This window comes from Bradyrhizobium diazoefficiens USDA 110 (assembly GCF_000011365.1).
In the GTDB taxonomy this organism is placed as follows: domain Bacteria; phylum Pseudomonadota; class Alphaproteobacteria; order Rhizobiales; family Xanthobacteraceae; genus Bradyrhizobium; species Bradyrhizobium diazoefficiens.
In genome coordinates this window covers 3,463,833-3,485,640 of record NC_004463.1, presented here as the reverse complement: position 1 = coordinate 3,485,640, position 21,808 = coordinate 3,463,833, and the positions used below count along the sequence as shown (strand labels likewise).

The following is a 21,808-nucleotide window of genomic DNA, read 5'->3' as shown; positions in this document are numbered from 1 at the left end:
ACTTTTGATGAATGGCCCCGCAGGACGGGGCCATTTCTACTTGTGCTGTCCTGAGTCACTGCCGCGGCCGGAGAAGGGTCCTGCGGCATTTGCGCACGGTGACCGGACCAGCGCTTGAACCTTGGCATAATGAATACAAGAATGCCTCTCCAGCGCTCGCAGAAAAATTAGAGGCGCCACGGGAGGCTTTATGACGGACATGGTGCAGGCAACGGCCCCTACAACCGCGCGCGTTAGCGACACGTATCGCTGGGCGCAATTGGCGATCGGTGTAGCGGCGATGGTGATGATCGCCAACTATCAATATGGCTGGACGTTCTTCGTCCCCGACATCCAGAAAAAGTTCGGCTGGGATCGCGCGTCGATCCAATGGGCCTTTACCCTCTTCGTCCTGTTCGAGACCTGGCTGGTGCCGGTCGAAGGCTGGTTCGTCGACAAATACGGTCCGCGCATCGTCGTGCTGGTCGGCGGCGTGCTCTGCGCCATGGGCTGGGCGATCAACGCACAGGCCACCACGCTCAACGGCTACTATCTCGGCATGATCATCGCGGGCATCGGCGCGGGCGGCGTCTATGGCACCTGCGTCGGCAACGCGCTGAAGTGGTTCCCGGACAAGCGCGGTCTTGCCGCGGGCATCACGGCGGCCGGCTTCGGTGCGGGCTCCGCGCTGACCGTCGCGCCGATCCAGGCCATGATCAAGGACAGTGGCTTCCAGACCACCTTCCTGTATTTCGGCCTCGGGCAAGGCCTCATCATCTGCATCCTCGCCTTCTTCCTGCTGGCGCCGAAGCCTGGCCAGGTGCCGGTCGTCGTGGCGAACGCCGCGCTGGTGCAGACGCGTCGCAACTACCAGCCGACTGAGGTGCTGCGTCAGCCGATCTTCTGGCTGATGTACTTCATGTTCGTGATCGTCGGCGCCGGCGGCCTGATGGTGACGGCCAATTTGAAGCCCATCGCGGTTGACTGGAAGGTCGACAGCGTTCCGGTGACGCTGATGGCGGTGACGATGACCGCGGTGACCTTCGCAGCCACGATCGACCGCGTGCTCAACGGCCTGACGCGTCCGTTCTTCGGCTGGATCTCCGACATGATCGGCCGCGAGAACACGATGTTCATCGCCTTCGGCATGGAAGGTGTTGGCATCTGGATGCTCTACCTCTGGGGCCACGATCCCATCTGGTTCGTGCTGCTCTCGGGCTTCGTGTTCTTCGCCTGGGGTGAGATCTACTCGCTGTTCCCCTCGACCTGCACCGACACGTTCGGCGCCAAGTTCGCGACCACCAATGCGGGCCTGCTCTACACCGCAAAGGGCACAGCCGCGCTGCTGGTTCCGATCGCCAATTACATGCAGCAGTCGTCGGGGACCTGGGACAGCGTGTTCATCATCGCAGCCGGCGCCAACATCATGGCTTCGGCGCTGGCGATCGCGGTGCTCAAGCCCTGGCGCAAGGTCGTGGTAGCGAAGTCCACGGTCTGACGCGCTTCACCACACTTCATTCCGACGGGACGCCCGGCCTCATGGCCGGGCGTTTTCGTTTTGAGGATTCGGAACCCGTGTCCGAACGGAACTGCCGATTTTGTAACGGGCAAGCCAAGATTGGGCTTGCATTCTGGGATATGGTATACCAAGCTTTGGGCCGCGCTTGCGACGATAAGCCACAATATTTGCGACATCAGGTCATCTTGGCAACCGGTGTCGACCAGACAAGCGCGTTGGGAGGTTCTTGATGATTTCCAGCACGGACGGCGCCGTCACGGCCGCGCCTCTTCGCACAGGTTTCCGTTGGTTCCAGCTTGCCATGGGCATCGTCTGCATGGCGATGATCGCCAACCTGCAATATGGCTGGACGCTGTTCGTCGATCCGATCGATGCGGCCCACCATTGGGGACGCGCCGCGATCCAGCTCGCTTTCACCATCTTCGTCGTCACCGAAACCTGGCTGGTGCCGGTCGAGGCCTGGTTCGTCGACAAGTACGGCCCCCGCATCGTCATCATGTTCGGCGGCGTGATGATCGCGCTGTCCTGGGTGCTCAACTCCTACGCCGACTCGCTCACCCTGCTCTATGCGGCCGCGATCGTCGGCGGCATGGGCGCGGGCGCCGTCTACGGCACCTGCGTCGGCAACGCGCTGAAATGGTTTCCCGACCGCCGCGGCCTCGCCGCCGGCGCGACGGCCGCCGGCTTCGGCGCGGGCGCCGCGCTCACCATCGTGCCGATCGCGACCATGATCGCCGCAAGCGGCTATCAGAGCGCGTTCTTCACCTTCGGCATCGGCCAGGGCCTCATCGTCTTCGTGCTCGCCTTCTTCATCCAGCCGCCGCGGATCTCGATCCCGCCGAAGAAGAAGCAGCTCAACCTGCCGCAGACCAAGATCGACTTCACCCCGCCGCAAGTGCTGCGCACCCCTATTTTCTGGGTGATGTACCTCGTCTTCGTCATGGTCGCTTCCGGCGGCCTGATGACCGCGGCGCAGATCGGCCCGATCGCACACGACTTCAAGATCGCCGACACGCCGGTGACGCTCGCCGGCTTCCAGATGGCGGCGCTGACCTTCGCGATCTCGCTCGACCGCATCTTCGACGGGTTCGGACGTCCGTTCTTCGGCTGGGTCTCCGACACGATCGGCCGCGAGCACACCATGTTCATCGCCTTCGGCACCGCCGCGGTGATGCTGCTGACGCTGTCAGCCTACGGCCACGTTCCGATCGTGTTCGTGCTCGCGACCGCCATTTACTTCGGCGTGTTCGGCGAGATCTACTCGCTGTTCCCCGCGACCTGCGGCGACACTTTCGGCTCGAAGTTCGCGACCACCAACAACGGCATGCTCTACACCGCGAAGGGCACCGCCTCCCTGCTCGTTCCGCTCGCAAGCGTGATCTCGGCAACGTACGGCTGGAAGGCCGTGTTCGTGGTCGCTGTCGCCTTGAACGCGACGGCGGCGCTGACGGCGCTGTTCGTGATCAAGCCGCTGCGCCGCTCCTTCATCCTGGGCAAGGAAGCCGAGAGCGCCGCCACCGCGACCGGCGGCGCCAAGACCGAGACGGCGTGACAAGCCGCACACTTTGCACGGTTGAAAAAGGGGCGCAGAATGCGCCCCTTTCTTTTTGGCCAAGTTTTTTTGGCCGAGGCCGGAGGCACCGCAAACGTCAATAATGCTGTCGCAAGATTTTTCGGATCCGCCAAATCCAGCGCTTGACGATTGGCATTATGTATACCACACTTACCTCGTCATTCACCTAGGGAGGTTGCAATGCTGGTCGGAGACATTCTGCGCAAGAAGACGCCGCGCGTTGTCACGGTGCGAATGAACGAAACGGTGGGTATCGCCGCCAAGCTGATGCGCGCCAACAACATCAGCGCCCTCGTGGTGAAGGACGTGGTCCGCTCCGAGGGCAACACCGCGGTCGGCATGTTCACCGAGCGCGACGTAGTGCGCGCCGTCGCCGAGCACGGCGCCAATGCCATCAACGTCAAGGTCTCGCAGCTCGTGTCGGTGCAGCAGCTCGTCTCCTGCACCTCGATCGATACGATCGAGCACGTGCGGCATCTGATGAACCGTCATCACATCCGCCACCTGCCCGTGATCGACGATTACAGCCTCATCTCCGTCATCAGCATGCGCGACATCGCCGCTGCCGTTGACGAGGCGATCAACGGCACGCCGCAAGCAGCAGCTTAAAGCGCCACGACCCTTCCCCTGCGACTACCGGCCCCGGCTCGGATCCCTCCGCGCCGGACCGGATCCTTCGTCCCAAAATTCCGGTCACCCGCGAGGATTTCATGAAGATCTGCATCTACGGCGCCGGCGCAATCGGCGGATATCTCGGGGTTCAGCTGGCGCGCGCCGGCGCCGACGTCAGCCTGGTCGCACGCGGTGCGCATCTCGCCGCGATGCGCGAGCGCGGCCTGACGCTTCTCGCGGGCGACGAGACGCACACCGTGCATCCGCGCTGCACCGACGATCCCGCCGAGCTCGGCGTGCAGGACTACATCATCATCACGCTCAAGGCGCATTCGATCACCGGCGTGATCGAGAAGATGCAGCCGCTCTTGGGCCCGCACACCCGCATCGTCACCGCGGTCAACGGCATCCCCTATTGGTACTTCTACAAGCACGGCGGCAAATACGAGAATTCGACGCTGGAGAGCATCGACCCCGGCGGGCGGCAATGGCGCGAGATCGGCGCCGAGCGCGCCATCGGCTGCATCGTCTATCCCGCCACCGAGATCGAGGCGCCCGGCGTGATCCGCCACGTCTACGGCAACAATTTCCCGCTCGGCGAGCCCTCCGGCGAGATCACTGGCGACGTGCAGCGCCTCGCCGATCTGTTCGTCGCGGCCGGCCTGAAGGCCCCGGTGCTCGACCGCATCCGCGACGAGATCTGGCTCAAGCTCTGGGGCAATGTCTGCTTCAACCCGATCAGCGCGCTCACGCACGCAACGCTCGACGTGATCTGCACCGATCCGGCCACGCGCGCGCTGTCGCGCGCGATCATGGTGGAGACCCAAGGCATCGCCGAGACGTTCGGCGTCAAATTCCGCGTCGATGTCGAGCGCCGCATCGAGGGCGCCCGCAAGGTCGGCGCGCACAAGACCTCGATGCTCCAGGACCTCGAGCGCGGCCGCCCGATGGAGATCGACCCGCTCGTCACCGTGGTGCAGGAGATGGGCCGCCTCACCGGCATTTCCACGCCCGCACTGGACTCGGTGCTGGCGATGGTGACCCAGCGCGCCCGCATCGCCGGTCTCTATGACGGTGTCTCCGCGCCCACCGATCCCCGCGCGCTGGCGGTGGCGTGATGACCGGCGAGATCAGGAAATGGCTGCGCTTCCGGAATAATGGAGCGACCGGTTTCGGCACGCTGACCTCATCCGGCATCAGCGTGCACGAGGGCGAGATGTTCGGCCGCCATGCAGCTACCGGCAGGACGCTGGCGCTGTCGGAGGTCGAGCTGCTCGCACCCTGCGCGCCCAGCAAGATCGTCGCGCTCTGGAACAACTTTCACGCGCTCGCGGCCAAGCTGAACCAGCCCGAGCCGCCGGAGCCGCTCTACCTGCTGAAGGCCACGACCAGCATCGCGGCCCCCGGCGCGGTGATCCGCCGTCCCTCTTATTACGACGGCAAGACCACCTATGAGGGCGAACTCGGCATCGTGATCGGCAGGACCTGCGCCCGCGTCTCGCCTGGCGAGGCCGACAGCTTCATCTTCGGCTATACCTGCGTCAACGACATCACCGCCAACGACATCCTGACCAGCGATCCCACCTTCCCGCAATGGGCGCGCGCCAAGGGCATCGACGATTACGGCCCGTTCGGCCCCGTCATCGCGACCGGCCTCGATCCGGCCAAGCTCGTGGTCCGCACCATCCTCAACGGCGCGGAGCGGCAGAACTACCCGATCTCGGACATGATCTTCAGCGCGCAGGAGCTGGTGAGCAGGATCTCCCACGACATGACCCTGCTGCCCGGCGACCTCATCGCGGTCGGCACCTCGGTCGGCGTCGGCGTGATGAAGGAGCCGGTGAATACGGTCACCGTCGCGATCGACGAGATCGGCGAGCTCACCAACGAGTTTCGGTTGTAGCTCCCGTCGTCATTCCGGGGCGGCGCAAGGCGCCGAGCCCGGAATCCATTTATCCGCAGTCTCTGCCGCCCGACGGATTCCGGGCTCGCGACTTCGTCGCGCCCCGGAATGACAGCGAAGGGCCGCAGCCCCCTCGGGGAAACTCGGCACCTCATGCTGCTCTCCACCGGTCGGCTGATGCAATCAGTCGTGGATCGCGCGGCCGGATACATACCGCTCGCCCGCGCGCCCCTTGATCTCGGTTCCGCTCTCCAATAGCAATCATGGCAAAAATGTGTGCCGGCGTGAGGAAGTCACGATGTGGCTGTTTTTCCTGGTTGCCTGGTTCGTCCTGCTCGCTGCCATCGCGATCTTCGCCCAGCAGGCGTTCGGTTACGACGTCACCCACCTGCCCGCCTTGTTTGCGGGCCTTCCCATGCCGCAGCGCATCGCGACCGGCGCGCTGCTGGCCGTGGCGCTGGCGCTGATCGGCGCAACCGCCTTTCGGCTCTCGCGCCAGGATCGGCGACTGGGCAAGCTGCGCGACCGCCTGAAGAAGACCCGCGAAGACGTCGTCGTCGCGCACGCCCTGCAAAACCACCTCGACGCCACCGTCCAGCACCTGATCGAGAGCGACCCGAGGGAGGCCGTCTCCGCCCTCCACGACAAGCTTGGCGAGACCGAGCAGCGCGCCCTGCTCCAGCAGGGCCGCAACGAATCCACCGACATGCACGACCAGCTCGCCGAGATCCGCCGCCGCCAGCAAGGCCTGCGCGAGATGGTCGGCAAGGTCGCCGAGCAGCGCCGCGCGGTCGAGCCGATTTTCACCGAGATCCGCGACCGCCAAAATCAGCTCGAACGGTCGCTCCACGACCTCGAGACCGACGACCGCAAGAACAACCTCGCCGACCGGCTCAAGGACATCGCGCACGACATCTCGGCGCTGCTCGCGCGGGTGAACACGGTCCAGGACACGTTTGCGACCCTGAACCAGTACAAGGAAGATCTGGCGAAATCCCACGCCGAGCTCATGCCGCTGCGATCGACGGACGCCGGTATCAACGCGCTGATCAGCGAGCTCGGCCTCAGCCACGACCGCCTCGCCAAGAGCATCGACGAGCTCGAGACCGGCGGCGAAGCGCCGCTCGGCACCCGCGTCGAGACGCTGTCGAAGAACAGGATCGAGATCGAGCAGCGCCTCGCCCGCATCGACGACAGCTTCAACATCCTCAAGACGATCCGCCTCGACTTCGAGGAGCTCGGCCAGCGCCAGGCCCAGCTCGAACGCTCGCTTGCGGAGATCGAGACCGATCCCGACGGCAAGACCCTCGCCGACCGCCAGAACGCGCTGAACGATTTCGTCCTCCAGTCGCGCCAACGCCTCGGCGCGTTGCAGGAGACGCTGGCGACGTTGAACGCCTTCAAGACGGACTTGTCGAAATCGCAGGCCGACCTCGTGCCGCTGAAGGCTCCGGTGTTCGGCATCGAGGCGCTGATCGCGGAAGTCGGAACCACCCGCGACCTCCTCGCCAAAACCGTCGGCGAGATCGAGGCGAACGGCGGCGTGCCCCTCGCCTCGCGCGTTGACGCGCTGGCGAAAAGCAAGCGCGACGTCGAAGACCGCCTCGCCCGCATTTTCGACAATTTCAATGCGCTCGATGCCTTGCGCAAGGACATCGGCGGCATCTTCTCGACGATCAGGAACAGCCTGAACCGGATCGGGTGAGGAAACGCTCGCGGCCGTGGACGCTGCCGAAACATCCAGACACATCACATCTCCGCGCGCCCGACATATGCCGCCAACATGTCCCGCGCGCGCCGCAACTTGGACGCATTCGGCCGCCCTTCTGTGAGGCGTGTCTGGGGGCACGGCACTGCCGTGTTTGGACCAAACCTTCAGGGGTATGACTGTGAAGAAGATTGTATTTGTTCTGGGTGCGACGCTTGCTCTGGTGACGGCTGCGAACGCTGCCGATTTGCCGCGCCGGCAGCCCGTGCCTGTCTATCCGGCGGAGCAGGCGCCGATCGGCAAGATGCCGATTGGCAAGAGCCCGGTTGGCAAGGCCCCGATCGGCAAGGCGCCCGGCCCGGTCGCGGCGCGCTACTGACGCACGGCGACATACGCGCAGCATCTGCGTAAGCGGCCGACAGTCGAGGGGGCACAGCGTGACGAACAAACCTGATCGATCGGGATCCTGCATCCTTGCGGGGTTCGCGCTCGCGGCGATGATCGCGTGCACGACGCCCTCGGCCTCGGCCCACGAAGCGAACAAGCGCATGGCCGACGCCAATGCGCTTGCGACGACCGACACCGCATCGCGACCGGCGCCGCAGTCGCGGCGGCCCGTCGCGCGTGCGGAGAAAGGCCCCTACTACGTCGACTTCCGCGCCCGGACGGCGGCGAGCTGGGGCCACGCCTTCGTCTGGTACGGCAAGACCAGCGAGCGCGCCGTCGAGGTCGCGGGCCTGACGCCCGCCGGCGACACCCTTGCTTACGTGCTCGGTCACCTCACCTGGGTGCCGTCGGAGACCGGCGCGAGCTACGGCGATCTCGATCCGGAATATCTGACCGCGAGCTATCGCGTCTATCTGAACGAAGCCGACGCCAAGCGCGTGTTCGCCTACATCAAGAAATTGCAGTCGAGCTCGCCGGTCTGGAACGCCGAGACCACCAACTGCACCGGCTTTATCGGCGACATCGCCGAGTTCATGGGCTTGAAGGTCCCCTATCGCTGGCAGCGCCCGGAGAACTTCGTCAACAGCCTCAAGGAAATGAACCGCGGCCGCCAGATGGTGCGGCTGTCGGCGGAGTAGCCGAAGCCTCAAAGCCCTTGCGGGCGACGACATCTCGCGAACATTCGGGTCCCGTTATCACCCCCTCGCTGTCATTGCCCGCGAAGGCGGGCAATCCAGTATTCCAGAGGCGGCGCGGTAACACGAAGACGCCGCGGCGTACTGGATGCCCCGGTCAAGCCGGGGCATGACAGCGTAGGGTGGAGCGGCACCTCGCCCGTCGGGCAAGACACCCCGCACAAATCTCCCGCCTCGCCTGTCAATCCGCCGCCGCAGATATATTCCACTTTACCGAAATTCGGATTTATCGTACACACGAAACACCCTGGCCCGAGACAAGGGGCGGATCGCGATCGTCACGAACCGCGGGCCGGGCAGCGATGGACGCGACGGCGTCGGGCGCGGGCAGCATTGCAGGGCGGGAAACCGTGAGCAAGGAGCGCTCGCACGAACGACACGGCGCCGGCAGCGTCTTCGCATGGCTTCGGGCGCGAGCACACGCCAGCTCTCGAAGTCCCAGCGAGGACGTGCGCGGACGGCGAAGTCGTGTGGTCCTGACGCCCGGGGTCTGTGCGTCAAGTCTTGTGGTGATATGCGCGGCCCGACCGGACCGCGTGCATCAGCCATCCGCAAGGCGACGGGGGCAATAGTGCATCGCTCCCCGGGGAGAGCACGAAGTAAGCCGTAACCCATCGCGCAGGGAAGGCCGGGCGTCCGGCGAGACCTGTGGTCCACCCCGTGTGCATCTTTTGTAGCGCACGGACTTGCGGGTGCCAGCCGCGCCCGGCCTTCCCTGCGCCCTTGTTCCGATGAGGGCAATGCGATGAAGCAGAGCTCGGGCGGACCATGCCGCGAGAAGGCGAAGGTGTGCCTTGCGGTATGGGAGCGAGTTGCGGCCGCGAGCTTAATTTTATGACGGTCATGACGGGACGAATACTGCAGCCCCCCAATTATCCGTCCCACGGAATCCCCCCGCCTCCCGCATGATCGCCCCGCCCTCACCGCACGCCGGCGCAATAGACTTTTGCCGACCTGGGCGGCATCCTGCCGCCATCAATCGATAACAGGGCCTGCCGCGCAGGCGGGGGAAACGCATCATGTTGCAGACACGGTTCACCAAGCTCGTCGGCGTCGAGCACCCGATCGTCCAGGGCGGCATGCAATGGGTCGGGCGCGCCGAGCTGGTCGCCGCCGTTGCGAATGCCGGCGCGCTTGGCTTCATCACGGCGCTGACCCAGCCGACGCCTGAGGATCTGACCAAGGAGATCGCGCGCTGCCGCGACCTCACCGACAAGCCGTTCGGCGTCAACCTCACCATCCTGCCCGCGATCAAGCCGCCACCCTACGCCGAATACCGCGCCGCCATCATCGAGAGCGGCATCACGGTGGTCGAGACCGCCGGCAACAAGCCGCAGGAGCATGTCGACGAGTTCAGGAAGCACGGCGTCAAGGTCGTGCACAAATGCACCAGCGTCCGCCACGCGCTCTCGGCCGAGCGCATGGGCGTCGACGCCATCTCGATCGACGGGTTCGAATGCGCCGGCCATCCCGGCGAGGACGACACGCCCGGCCTGATCCTGATCCCGGCCGCCGCCAACAAGGTCAAGATCCCGATGATCGCCTCCGGCGGCTTCGCCGATGCGCGCGGCCTCGTCGCGGCGCTGGCGCTCGGCGCCGAGGGCATCAACATGGGCACCCGCTTCATGGCCACCAAGGAGAGCCCGATCCACCAGTCCATCAAGGAGAAGATCGTCGCCAATGACGAGCGCGAGACCGAGCTGATCTTCCGCACCATGCGCAACACCTCCCGCGTCGCCAGGAACGCGGTCTCGACCAAGGTCGTCGCCATGGAGAAGGAAGGCGCCAAGTTCGAGGACATCCGCGAGCTCGTCGCCGGCGCCCGCGGCAAGATGGTCTATGCCACCGGCAACTCCGACGAAGGCATCTGGTCGGCCGGCCAGGTCCAGGGCTTGATCCACGACATCCCGAGCTGCGCCGAGCTCGTCTCCCGCATCGTGTCCGAAGCGCAAGCCATCATCAGAAGCCGGCTGGAGGGAATGATCGTTCAGCCGCAACGCGAAGCGGCGGAATAATTCGCTGAAGTGATTTGAACACGACGCCCGCCACGCCGAAGGTATGCTCCCTCGCCCCGCTTGCGGGGAGAGGGTTGGGGTGAGGGGGAGTCTCCGCGCTGACGGTGACAATTGGACTCGCGGGGACCCCCCCTCACCCGCCGCGCGTTCCGCGCGTCGGCCTCTCCCCGCAAGCGGGGAGAGGCGAAGAACGGCTCCGCTCTTCACCTACAAACTTAATTGAGCTCCGAGGTAATGCATGAAGGCTTACGTCTACGGCCCTGAGGGCGCTAGGATTTCCGACGTCGCTCAACCAAAACCTAAGGGCACACAGGTGCTCGTCCGCGTCCGTGCCTGCGGCTTGAACCGTGCCGACACCGGCATGCGCAAGGGCCACGCCCATGGCGCGGCCGGCGGGGTCGGCACCGTGCTCGGCATGGAATGGGCCGGCGAGGTCGCCGAGCTCGGACCGGATGCCAAGGGCGTGAAGGTCGGAGACCGCATCATGGGCTCGGGCGGCGCGGCGTTTGCCGAGTACACGCTGGCCGATCACGGCCGGCTGTTCCGCGCGCCCTCGAATATGAATTTCGAGGAGGCCGCCACCCTTCCCGTCGCGCTCGCGACCATGCACAACGCGGTCGTCACCGTCGGCGGCGTGCAGGCGGGCCAGAGCGTGCTGATCCAGGGCGCCAGCTCCGGCGTCGGCCTGATGGCGATGCAGATCGCCAAGCTCAAGGGCGCCAGGCTGGTGATCGGCTCGTCGACCGACGCCTATCGGCGCGGCCGGCTGACGGAGTACGGCGCCGACCTCGCCGTCGACTCCTCCGATCCCAAATGGGTCGAGGAGGTGCTGAAGGCGACGAACGGCGAAGGCGTCGATCTGATCGTCGACCAGGTCTCCGGCAAGGTCGCCAACCAGAACCTCGCCGCCACCAGGATCAAGGGCCGTATCGTCAATGTCGGCCGGCTCGGCGGTACCCACGCCGATTTCAACTTCGACCTGCACGCCGCACGCCGGATCGACTATGTCGGCGTCACCTTCCGCACCCGCACCATCGAGGAGGTCCGCGAGATCTTCGAGGAGGTCCGCAAGGACATCTGGGGCGCGGTGGAATCGCGGAAGCTGCAGCTGCCGATCGACAGGGTGTTTGCCTTCGCCGACATCGACAAGGCGTTCGAGCACATGGAGGCCAACAAGCATCTGGGGAAGATTGTCGTGACGGTGTGAGGGTGGCCGTCATTCCGGGGCGGCTCGAAGAGCCGAACCCGGAATCTCGAGATTCCGGGTTCGCCCTTCGGGCGCCCCGGAATGACATCGTGACCGCTCCTGCAACTCACTAGCGACTACTCCTGTGGATCATCGCTTGATGTCCCGCGCCGGGCTGCTAAATCCCCCGCCATGACCTCCCAGCACAACAAGACCTCGGTCGCGGCCATCTCGATCTTCGCCAGCGGCAGCATGGCGGCGGCGAAGTTCGTGGTCGGCGTGGCGATCGGCTCGCTCGCGCTGATCTCGGAAGCCCTGCACTCCTCGGTCGACCTGGTCGCGACCATCATCACCTGGGCGGTGGTGCGGGTGTCCGACAAGCCGGCCGACGACGAGCATCACTACGGCCACGGCAAGCTGGAGAGCATCTCCGCGCTCGGCGTCACCGCCCTGCTCTACGTGCTCGCCGGCGGCATCCTGGTCGAGGCCTACAGCCGGCTGCGCGAGGGAACCCCGCCGCCGACCATTTCGGCCATACCGTTCGTGGTGCTGGTGATCGACATCGTCGTCAACCTGTGGCGCGCCCGCGCCCTGCACCGCGCCGCGCGGGAGACGCGCAGCCAGGCGCTCGCCGCCGACGCGCTGCACTTCGCCTCCGACGTCATGGGCTCCTTCGCCGTGATCGTGGGCCTGATCCTCGCCGCTCTCGGCTTCTGGTGGGGCGACGCGGCGGCGGCCGCGGCGGTCGCGGTGATGATCGCGGCGCTCGGCCTGCGCATGGCCGGCTCGACCGTGCAGACGCTGGTCGACCGCGCGCCGGAGGGCGCGCAGGAGAAGGCCACGGCCGCGATCCGCAGCGTGCCCGGCGTGATCGGCGTCGAGCGGCTGCGCGTGCGCATGGTCGGCGCGACCACCTTCATCGACACCATCGCAAAGGTGCCGCGGACCTATCCGATCGACCGCGTCGAGGAGATCAAGCGCAAGGTGCAGGCCGCCGTCGACAAGGCATTCGGCGATGCCGACCTCACCTTCACCCCGGTCCCCGTCGCCCGCGACAACGAGACCGTACGCGACCGCATCATGGTGATCGCCCGCAATTCGAGCCTCGCCGTCCACCACGTCACGGTGCATGACCTCGGCGCCAAGCTGATCGTCAGCATCGACCTCGAGGTCGACGCCGGCATGCGGCTCGACGCCGCCCACGACGTCGCCAACACGCTGGAGCGGAACATCCAGGAGGAGTTCGGCGCCGACGTCGAGGTCGACGTCCATATCGAGCCTCTGGAACCGGAACTGCCGTTCGGCGTCGATGCCGCGCCGGAACGGGTGCAGACCATCGCCGCCGCGTTGGCCGAATTCGCCGGCGAGGGCGAGATCCACGACATCCACAATGTGCGCGTCCGCAACACCGATGCCGGCGAGATCGTCAACTTTCATTGCCGCGCCACGCCGTCGATGAGCGTGATCAAGGTGCACGAGCATGTCGACGCGATCGAGCGCGCGTTGCGCCGCGCGTTCCCGAGCGTGAAGCGCGTGATCAGCCACGCCGAGCCGCCGCGCACGTGACGCAGAATGTGCGAGGAGTCACACGTTCTCGTTTCGGACTCGTCACGCACGTGAGTTTGCGGGCACGCGACGCGCAAACTGCTCATTGGATAAGAATAAATTCGCGTTAACGATTCGTTGACTCTCGACAGCCCGGCAAAACTGGATTCAAATCGGTGTGATTCGGAAGCGATGTGGGGCTGCTTCCGAACTCAAGTTGCAAGCAAGTTTTCCAGGGGGCCGAAGGCATGTCGCGTGCAGACGCCGCGAACGCGTGCGTCCAATCCGATTCGATCAAAGGATTGGCGCAATCGATCGCGAAACCTGCCTATCACCGGCTGCTGATCGCGGAGCCGGCGCTGCGTCGCGCCGTGCCGACGCTCATCATCGCGTTCCTGATCACGATCTGCCTCGGCGCGTTCGTGCAGGTCGTCGACCAGACGCGCCAGAAGCGGCTGGTGATCCGCCATGACATCTCGGCACTCGCCGATTTGCTCGCCGAGCGCATCGACCGCCTCACCTCCTCGCGGCAGGAACGGCTGAAGAACATCGAAAGCCTGCCGGCGCTGCTGCCCGACCTGATCCCGTCCTGGGGCACGGCCACGGGCCGCCATGTCATCGTCACCTCGGCCGGCGTCGACCGCCGCATCCTCGCCCGCATTCCCGTCGACAGCGATCCCTCGGGCAACGACCGCCTGCTCGATTCAATCACGACGGCGCAGTTGCTCGCGGCGCCGCCGCGCGACGGCAACATCTCCGACATGACGCTGCCGAACGGCAACGCCGCGATGGCGATCTCGCGGCAGATCAAGTCGCTGCCCGGCTTCGTCACCGTGATCCAGGAGCGCAACGAGCCGATCTGGGGCTCGGACGCCGCGCTCTCGGTGACGCTGTCGGCCACCACCGGCTTCGTCGTCCTGATCCTCGGTTTCGCCTTCCACTGGCAGTCGACCCGCGCCCGCGAGGGCGATCTCATCAACGACGCGGTGCGCGGCCGCATCGACACCGCGCTCAACCGCGGCCGCTGCGGCCTCTGGGACTGGGACCTGTCGCGCGGCCGGATCTTCTGGTCGCAGTCGATGTTCTCGATGCTGGGCCTCGACGGCCGCAACGAGCTCCTGACCTTCGGCGAGGTCAACGCGCTGGTGAAGTCCGACGACATCGACCTGTTCGAGATCGCCGACCAGCTCATCTCCGAGAAGATCGACCACATCGACCAGACCTTCCGCATGCAGCATGTCGACGGTCACTGGATCTGGCTCCGTGTCCGCTGCGAAAAGACGAGCGGTGCGACCGACTCCAGCGTTCACCTGATCGGAATCGCCGTCGACATCACCGAGCAGAAGAGCCTCGCCGAGCGCACGGTGGAAGCCGATTTGCGTCTACGCGACGCCATCGAGACCATTCCGGAGGCCTTCGTGCTGTGGGACGCGAGCGACCGCCTCGTGCTCTGCAACTCGCACTTCCAGCGCCTGCACAAGCTGCCCGACAGCGCCGTCATTCCCGGCACCTCCTACGAAACCGTGCTCGAAGTCGGCCGCATGCCGGAGGTGCGCACCCGCCACAACGAGACGGCTGCCCAAGGCCCGGGCGCGCGCACCTTCGAGGCGCAGCTCGACGACGGCAGCTGGCTGCACATCAGCGAGCGCCGCACCAAGGACGGCGGCTACGTCTCGGTCGGCACCGACATCACCCGCATCAAGGAGCACGAGCAGAAGCTGGTCGACAACGATCTGCGCCTGCGCGCCACCGTCATCGACCTCAAGCGCTCGCAGGCCGCGCTCGAACGCCAGACCAACGAGCTTGCCGATCTCGCGGAAAAATACCAGCGCGAGAAGACCCGCGCCGAGGAAGCCAACCAGACCAAGTCGAAATTCCTCGCCAATATGAGCCACGAGCTGCGCACGCCGCTCAACGCCATCATCGGCTTCTCCGAGATCATGGGCTCGGGCCTGTTCGGCGAGCTCGGCAGCGAGAAGTACCAGGAATATTGCCAGGACATCCTGACCAGCGGCCACTACCTTCTCGAAGTCATCAACGACATCCTCGACATGTCCAAAATCGAGGCCGGCCGCATGAAGCTCGACATGGAGGAGCTCGACCTCGCGCGGACGCTCGCGGAATCCCTGCGCGTCGTCTCCGGCCGCGCGCAGGACAAGCACCTGACGCTCGATGCCGATATCGAGAAATCGATCTCCGTCGTCGCCGACCGCCGCGCCACCAAGCAGATCATCGTCAACCTGCTCTCGAACGCGGTGAAGTTCACGCCCGACGGCGGACGCATCGTCGTGCGCAGCCGGCAGCTCGACGACAGGATCGTGCTGATGATCGCCGACACCGGCATCGGGATCGCCCCGCACTCCCTGGCGCGGCTCGGACGCCCGTTCGAGCAGGTCGAGAGCCAGCTCACGAAAACCTATCACGGCTCGGGGCTGGGCCTCGCCATCGCCCGCTCGCTGGCGCAGCTCCACGGCGGCTCGATGCGGCTGCGCTCGAAGATCGATGTCGGCACCGTCGTCCGCGTGACGCTGCCGCGCGACGCCGTCAAGGCGGCGTCCGGGATATCGGCCGCGGCCTGAAGCTACAATTGCAGCGTCGGCGCGACCTCGCGCGCGACATTGACCAGCGCCGCGATCAGCGGCGTCATCGGATCGCGCTGCGGGATCACCATGCCGATGCTGTAATTGACCTCGGGGTCGACGATCGGGATCGAACGCACGGTATCGGACAGGCCAAGCGTCTCGGCGAGCTTGGCCGGCATCACGCTCGCCCAGCGCCCCGTCTTCACGTGCGTGAACAGCACGAGCAGCGAGTTCGAGGTCAGCGTCGGCGTCGCCTCCGCGCCGACCGAGCGCAGCGCGCGGTCGATGATGCGGCGGTTCTGCATGTCGGGCGTGAGCAGGCACAGCGGCACCTGCCCGACCTCGGTCCAGGTCACCGTCTCGCGATCACCGAACATCGCATCAGGCGCGGTGAGGAGGCGATAGCTCTCGTTGTAGAGCGGAATGGTGCGCACCTTGCCGATCGGCTCGTTCTCGATATAGGTCAGCCCCGCGTCCACCTCGAGATTTTCGAGCAGCCCGAGCACCTCCGATGACGTTGTGGACTGGATGCGGAAGCGCACCTCGGGATGCCTGGCGCGGAACGGCGTCGTCAGCGCGGCAACCATGCCGAGCACGGTCGGGATCGCCGCGATGCGGATCTCACCGGAGAGCTTGTCCTTCAGCGAGTTGATCTCCTGGCGCATCGCGCGGGCATCGCCAACGATCCGCCGCGCCCAGTCCAGCGCCCGCTCGCCCTCGGGCGTAAAGCCCTGGAAGCGGGACCCGCGCTGGACCAGCATCACGCCGAGGATCTCCTCGAGCTGCTTGAGCCCGGTCGACATCGTCGGCTGGGTGACCCCGCAGGCTTCCGCCGCGCGTCCGAAATGCCGTTCCTTCGCCAGCGCCAGCAGCAGTTCAAGCTTGTCGATCAACCGGACGTCCCCTCGAATTCTGTCGTGGCATGCAAGCTAGCACGGCAGGTCCTTGCCAACACGGAAAAACCGGCAGGCGAAATGCGATTAATTGCACTTCCGCATCGATCGATTGCATCCGCCAATCGATCTGAATTCGCAATCGCAGCATGAGACAGCTTTATTGATCTTCGAATGATTCCAAATAGTTTGCGAGGCAGGAACGCTCAGGTTGAGAACAAAGAATGACAGCGACTTACGAGCCTTGTTACGAGCCTTGGGACGAGACGCGCGGCGCCGAGATCATCGCCGAACATGCAAGGCAGGAGGGCGCGACGCTGGTCATCCTGCATGCGCTCCAGGCGGCGTTCGGCTACGTGCCGGAGGCGGCCATTCCCATGGTGGCGCAAGCGCTCAATCTGTCGCGCGCCGAGGTGCATGGCGTATTCACGTTCTATCATGATTTCAGGCACAAGCCGGCCGGCCGCCACGTGCTGAAGCTTTGCCGCGCCGAGGCCTGCCAGGCTGCGGGCGGCGATGCGCTGGCGGCGCGTGCGGAGGCCAGGCTCGGCGTGTCGCTTGGCAACACGACGGCCGATGATCGCGTCACGCTGGAGCCGATCTACTGCCTCGGACTCTGCGCGACCGCACCGTCCGCGATGCTCGACGGTCGCCTCGTGGGCCGGCTCGACGAGAAGCGTCTCGATGCGCTGGTTGCGGAGGCACAGCGATGAGCATGCGTCTCTTCGTCTCACGCGACGCGGGTGCGTTGGCCGTCGGCGCCGACGAGGTTGCGCTGGCGCTGGAACAGGCTGCGGCCAAGCGCGGCGTCGCCGTCGAGATCATCAGGACCGGCTCGCGGGGCATGTACTGGCTGGAGCCGCTGGTCGAGGTCGCGACGCCGCAGGGCCGGATCGCGTTCGGCCCGGTCACCGAGACCGATGTACCCTCCCTGCTCGACGCCCTCGCCAGCAATACGCCGCATCTGCTGCGGTTAGGGGCGACCGACGAGATTCCCTGGCTGAAGCGCCAGACCCGCCTCACCTTCGCCCGCTGCGGCGTGATCGATCCGCGCTCGCTCGAGGACTACCGCGCCCACGGTGGCTACAAAGGGCTGGAGCGCGCGCTGTCGCTCGGCTCGGAGGCCATCCTCACCGAGGTCACCGCATCGGGCCTGCGCGGCCGCGGCGGCGCGGGCTTTCCGACCGGCATCAAATGGAAGACGGTTGCCCAGGCCAAGGCCGACCGCAAGTTCATCGTCTGCAACGCCGACGAAGGCGACAGCGGTACCTTCGCCGACCGCATGATCATGGAAGGCGATCCCTTCCTGGTGATCGAGGGCATGACCACCGCCGGCATCACCGTCGGCGCGACCAAGGGCTACATCTACATTCGCAGCGAATATCCGCACGCGGTCGAGGCGATGAAGGCCGCGATCCAGGCTGCGAAGCGCGGCGGTTATCTCGGCGACAAGATCGGCGGCTCGACCTACAGCTTCGACCTCGAAGTCCGCGTCGGCGCCGGAGCCTATGTCTGCGGCGAGGAAACGTCGCTGCTGGAGAGCCTCGAAGGCCGCCGCGGCATCGTGCGCGCCAAGCCGCCCCTGCCGGCCCATCACGGCCTGTTCGGCAAGCCGACCGTGATCAACAACGTGCTGTCGTTCGCGGCGATCCCCTTCATCCTCGCCGAAGGCGCCAAGGCCTATGCCGATTTCGGCATGGGCCGCTCGCGCGGCACGATGCCGATCCAGCTCGCCGGCAATATCCGCCATGGCGGCCTGTACGAGACCGCCTTCGGCGTGACGCTGGGCGAGCTTGTCGACGACATCGGCGGCGGCACGTTCACGGGCCGCCCGGTCCGTGCGGTGCAGGTCGGCGGGCCCCTTGGCGCTTACTTCCCCCGCGCGCTGTTCGACACGCCGTTCGACTACGAGGCCTTTGCTGCGCGTGACGGGCTGATCGGCCACGGCGGCATCGTCGTGTTCGACGACAGCGTCGACATGCGCAGGCAGGCGCGCTTCGCGATGGAATTCTGCGCCGTCGAATCCTGCGGCAAGTGCACGCCCTGCCGGATCGGCTCGACCCGCGGCGTCGAGACCATCGAGAAGATCATCAACGGCGAACGCGTCAGCGAAAACCTCGCGCTCGTCGAAGACCTCTGCAACACCATGAAATTCGGCTCGCTCTGCGCGCTCGGCGGCTTCACGCCCTATCCTGTGCTCAGCGCATTGAAGCACTTCCGGGAGGACTTCGTCCCGGCGCCGACCACGCTTCAGGCCGCGGAATAGGAGAACGACAATGTCTCTGATCGAAGAAATCGACTTCGGCACGCCGCGCGCCAAATCGGAAACGATGGTGACGCTGACCATCGACGGCAAGGAGATCTCGGTGCCCGAGGGCACCTCGATCATGCGCGCAGCGATGGAAGCCGGCCACCAGATCCCGAAACTCTGCGCGACCGACATGGTCGATGCATTCGGCTCCTGCCGCCTCTGCCTCGTCGAGATCGAGGGCCGCGCCGGCACGCCGGCATCCTGCACTACGCCCGTGATGCCGGGCCTCGTCGTGCACACCCAGACCGACCGGCTGAAGAAGCTGCGTAAGGGCGTGATGGAGCTCTACATCTCCGATCACCCGCTCGACTGCCTCACCTGCGGCGCCAACGGCGATTGCGAGTTGCAGGACATGGCCGGCGCCGTGGGCCTGCGCGACGTGCGCTACGGCTACGAGGGCGAGAACCACGTCTTCGCGAAATCCAACGGCGAGGTCAACGCCGCCTGGATGCCGAAGGACGAGTCCAACCCCTACTTCGCCTACGATCCCTCCAAGTGCATCGTCTGCTCGCGCTGCGTCCGCGCCTGCGAGGAGGTGCAAGGCACCTTCGCGCTGACGATCTCGGGCCGCGGCTTCGACAGCCGCGTCTCGCCCGGCATGAGCGAGAGCTTCCTCGGCTCCGAATGCGTCTCCTGCGGCGCCTGCGTGCAGGCCTGCCCGACCGCGACGCTGACCGAAAAATCCGTCATCGAGATCGGCCAGCCCGAGCATTCGGTCGTCACAACCTGCGCCTATTGCGGCGTCGGCTGCGCCTTCAAGGCGGAGATGCGCGGCGAGGAAGTCGTGCGCATGGTGCCGTACAAGGACGGCAAGGCCAATCGCGGCCATTCCTGCGTCAAGGGACGCTTCGCCTGGGGCTACACCAACCACAAGGAACGCATCCTCAAGCCGATGATCCGCGAACGGATCGAGGATCCCTGGCGCGAAGTGTCCTGGGATGAGGCGTTCTCCTTCGCCGCCGCCAGGATGCGCGGCATCCAGAAGAAGTACGGTCGCGACGCCATCGGCGGCATCACCTCGTCCCGTTGCACCAACGAAGAGACCTATCTGGTGCAGAAGCTGATCCGGGCCGGCTTCGGCAACAACAATGTCGATACCTGCGCCCGCGTCTGCCACTCGCCGACCGGCTATGGCCTGTCGCAGACCTTCGGCACGTCGGCCGGCACCCAGGACTTCGACTCCGTGGAGAACACCGACGTCGCCGTCGTCATCGGCGCCAATCCGGCCTCCGCACACCCCGTCTTCGCCTCGCGCCTGAAGAAGCGCCTGCGCCAGGGTGCCAAGCTGATCGTGATCGATCCGCGCCGCACCGAGATGGTGGAATCGCCGCATGTGAAGGCGCTGCATCTGCCGCTGATGCCCGGCACCAACGTCGCGGTCGTCACCGCGCTGGCGCATGTCATCGTCACCGAGGGCCTCGTCAACGAAGCCTTCGTGCGCGAGCGCTGCGACTGGACCGAGTTCGAGGAATGGGCCGCCTTCGTCGCCCAGCCGAACAACAGCCCGGAAGCAACGGCGATCCTCACGGGCGTGGACCCCAAGGCGCTGCGCGAAGCGGCCCGCATCTACGCCACCGGCGGCAACGGCGCGATCTATTACGGTCTCGGCGTCACCGAGCACAGCCAGGGTTCGACCACGGTGATCGCGATCGCCAACCTCGCGATGGCGACCGGCAATATCGGCCGTCCCGGCGTCGGCGTGAACCCGTTGCGCGGCCAGAACAACGTGCAGGGCTCCTGCGACATGGGCTCGTTCCCGCACGAGCTGCCCGGCTACCGCCACATCTCGGGCAATGCCGTGCGCGACCAGTTCGAGGCGCTCTGGAACGTCAAGCTCAACCCGGAGCCGGGCCTGCGCATTCCCAACATGTTCGATGCCGCGATCGAGGGCACGTTCATGGGCATCTATGTGCAGGGTGAGGACATCCTCCAGTCCGACCCCAACACCTCGCATGTGGTGGCGGCGCTGGCGGCGATGGAATGCGTGATCGTCCACGACCTGTTCCTGAACGAGACCGCGAACTACGCCCACGTCTTCCTGCCCGGCTCGAGCTTCCTCGAGAAGGACGGCACCTTTACCAACGCTGAACGCCGCATCCAGCGCGTGCGCAAGGTGATGACGCCGAAGAACGGCATGGCCGACTGGGAAGTCACCATCGGCCTTGCCAAGGCCATGGGCTTCGAGATGAACTACAGCCACCCGTCCGAGATCATGGACGAGATCGCGGCGCTGACGCCGACCTTCACCGGCGTCTCCTATGCCAAGCTCGACGAGCTCGGCTCGGTGCAGTGGCCGTGCAACGAGAAGGCGCCCGAGGGCACGCCGGTGATGCATATCGACGGCTTCGTCCGCGGCAAGGGCAAGTTCATCGTCACCGAATATGTCGCGACCGACGAGCGGACCGGCCCACGTTTCCCGCTGCTGCTCACCACGGGGCGCATCCTCAGCCAGTACAATGTCGGCGCGCAGACAAGGCGGACCGAGAACGTGGTCTGGCATGCCGAGGACCGGCTGGAGATCCACCCGCACGATGCCGAGCAGCGCGGCGTGCGCGACGGCGACTGGGTGCGGCTGAAGAGCCGCGCGGGCGAGACCACGCTGCGCGCGGAGATCACCGATCGCGTCGCGCCGGGCGTCGTCTACACCACCTTCCACCACCCGGACACGCAGGCCAACGTCATCACGACGGACTATTCGGACTGGGCGACCAACTGTCCCGAATACAAGGTCACGGCGGTGCAGATCTCGCCGTCGAACGGCCCGTCCGACTGGCAGAAGTCCTATGACGCGCAGGCGCGGCACTCCCGCCGCATCGCGCCCGCCGAGGCTGCGGAGTAAG

16 protein-coding genes are annotated in these 21,808 nt (G+C 65.8%); 15 read left to right on the top strand and 1 reads right to left on the bottom strand.

All coding sequences use genetic code 11. From position 1 onward, the window contains the following. Positions 1-190: 190 nt before the first annotated feature. The 12 genes from oxlT (BJA_RS15630) (at position 191) to BJA_RS15575 (ending at position 15,761) form a co-directional block, all read left to right on the top strand. Positions 191-1,477, top strand: a complete 1,287-nt coding sequence (oxlT, locus tag BJA_RS15630; RefSeq protein WP_011085934.1) for an oxalate/formate MFS antiporter — start codon at positions 191-193, stop codon at positions 1,475-1,477. 250 nt (positions 1,478-1,727) lie between these two features. Continuing rightward, positions 1,728-3,050, top strand: a complete 1,323-nt coding sequence (oxlT, locus tag BJA_RS15625; RefSeq protein WP_011085933.1) for an oxalate/formate MFS antiporter — start codon at positions 1,728-1,730, stop codon at positions 3,048-3,050. A 201-nt stretch (positions 3,051-3,251) separates the two neighbouring features. After that, positions 3,252-3,680 carry a CBS domain-containing protein gene (locus tag BJA_RS15620; protein ID WP_011085932.1) on the top strand — a complete coding sequence of 143 codons (429 nt, stop codon included), beginning with the start codon at positions 3,252-3,254 and terminating at the stop codon, positions 3,678-3,680. Positions 3,681-3,781: 101 nt separating this feature from the next. Further along, on the top strand, positions 3,782-4,801 hold the full coding sequence (locus tag BJA_RS15615) for a 2-dehydropantoate 2-reductase (RefSeq protein ID WP_011085931.1): 1,020 nt from the start codon (positions 3,782-3,784) through the stop codon (positions 4,799-4,801). Further along, positions 4,801-5,586 carry a fumarylacetoacetate hydrolase family protein gene (locus BJA_RS15610; RefSeq protein WP_038965702.1) on the top strand — a complete coding sequence of 262 codons (786 nt, stop codon included), beginning with the start codon at positions 4,801-4,803 and terminating at the stop codon, positions 5,584-5,586. The genes BJA_RS15615 and BJA_RS15610 overlap by 1 nt, the downstream gene beginning before the upstream one ends. Positions 5,587-5,884: 298 nt before the next feature. After that, positions 5,885-7,291 (top strand): hypothetical protein, encoded by a 1,407-nt coding sequence (locus BJA_RS15605; RefSeq protein ID WP_063921436.1) that lies wholly within the window; start codon positions 5,885-5,887, stop codon positions 7,289-7,291. Between the two features lie 178 nt (positions 7,292-7,469). Then, positions 7,470-7,673, top strand: a complete 204-nt coding sequence (locus BJA_RS15600; RefSeq protein ID WP_018647766.1) for a hypothetical protein — start codon at positions 7,470-7,472, stop codon at positions 7,671-7,673. Between the two features lie 58 nt (positions 7,674-7,731). Continuing rightward, positions 7,732-8,379 carry a hypothetical protein gene (locus BJA_RS15595; protein WP_011085928.1) on the top strand — a complete coding sequence of 216 codons (648 nt, stop codon included), beginning with the start codon at positions 7,732-7,734 and terminating at the stop codon, positions 8,377-8,379. A gap of 1,076 nt (positions 8,380-9,455) precedes the next feature. Beyond that, positions 9,456-10,451 carry an NAD(P)H-dependent flavin oxidoreductase gene (locus tag BJA_RS15590; RefSeq protein ID WP_011085927.1) on the top strand — a complete coding sequence of 332 codons (996 nt, stop codon included), beginning with the start codon at positions 9,456-9,458 and terminating at the stop codon, positions 10,449-10,451. 238 nt (positions 10,452-10,689) lie between these two features. Beyond that, positions 10,690-11,658, top strand: coding sequence for a zinc-binding dehydrogenase (locus BJA_RS15585; RefSeq protein WP_011085926.1), 969 nt, complete (start codon positions 10,690-10,692; stop codon positions 11,656-11,658). A 171-nt stretch (positions 11,659-11,829) separates the two neighbouring features. Next, on the top strand, positions 11,830-13,203 hold the full coding sequence (locus BJA_RS15580) for a cation-efflux pump (RefSeq protein WP_011085925.1): 1,374 nt from the start codon (positions 11,830-11,832) through the stop codon (positions 13,201-13,203). Between the two features lie 227 nt (positions 13,204-13,430). Then, positions 13,431-15,761 (top strand): PAS domain-containing sensor histidine kinase, encoded by a 2,331-nt coding sequence (locus BJA_RS15575; RefSeq protein WP_011085924.1) that lies wholly within the window; start codon positions 13,431-13,433, stop codon positions 15,759-15,761. 2 nt (positions 15,762-15,763) lie between these two features. On the opposite strand, the gene BJA_RS15570 is transcribed toward BJA_RS15575, so the two are convergent. Then, a complete protein-coding gene (locus BJA_RS15570; protein ID WP_011085923.1) occupies positions 15,764-16,657 on the bottom strand; it encodes a LysR family transcriptional regulator in 894 nt (297 codons plus the stop codon). 224 nt (positions 16,658-16,881) lie between these two features. On the opposite strand from BJA_RS15570, the gene BJA_RS15565 reads away from it, so the two are divergent. From BJA_RS15565 to fdhF, 3 genes are read left to right on the top strand one after another with little or no spacing between them, the layout of a single operon-like run. Then, positions 16,882-17,370: a formate dehydrogenase subunit gamma gene (locus BJA_RS15565; protein WP_011085922.1), complete on the top strand. Its 489-nt coding sequence runs from the start codon at positions 16,882-16,884 to the stop codon at positions 17,368-17,370. Then, complete coding sequence (locus BJA_RS15560) at positions 17,367-18,923, top strand: formate dehydrogenase beta subunit (RefSeq protein ID WP_011085921.1); 1,557 nt, start codon at positions 17,367-17,369, stop codon at positions 18,921-18,923. Before BJA_RS15565 ends, BJA_RS15560 begins: the two co-directional genes overlap by 4 nt. A 10-nt stretch (positions 18,924-18,933) precedes the next feature. After that, on the top strand, positions 18,934-21,807 hold the full coding sequence (fdhF, locus tag BJA_RS15555) for a formate dehydrogenase subunit alpha (RefSeq protein WP_011085920.1): 2,874 nt from the start codon (positions 18,934-18,936) through the stop codon (positions 21,805-21,807). The last annotated feature ends 1 nt before the right edge of the window (position 21,808 follow it).